This is a genomic window from Penaeicola halotolerans (genome assembly GCF_016464625.1).
In the GTDB taxonomy this organism is placed as follows: Bacteria; Bacteroidota; Bacteroidia; order Cytophagales; family Cyclobacteriaceae; genus Penaeicola; species Penaeicola halotolerans.
In genome coordinates this window covers 1-233 of record NZ_JAEAGO010000244.1, presented here as the reverse complement: position 1 = coordinate 233, position 233 = coordinate 1, and the positions used below count along the sequence as shown (strand labels likewise).

1 protein-coding gene is annotated in these 233 nt (G+C 49.8%); it reads right to left on the bottom strand.

Going from position 1 to position 233, the window contains the following annotated elements; all coding sequences use genetic code 11:
* On the bottom strand, positions 1-233 hold a 233-nt coding region (locus I5349_RS14150; protein ID WP_226391403.1), incomplete at both ends, for a TRAP transporter large permease subunit.

Sequence of the window (233 nt, the reverse complement as noted above, 5' to 3'; positions counted from 1 at the left end):
CGTAGAAGAAGTGATATTCACAGCGGCCCCGAGTTCCTTTGGATAACCTTCCTTCTCCATTCTTTTTCCCAAAATACCTCCCATTGAAGATGCCGCCGCTACAGCAGAACCTGCAATCGCTCCCATCAGCATGGCAGCAATGATATTCACATGGAGCAACCCGCCTCGCATTCTGCCCGTGAGGGCTTTTGCAAATTCTATCAGACGATTGGCAATACCACCTCGGTTCATCA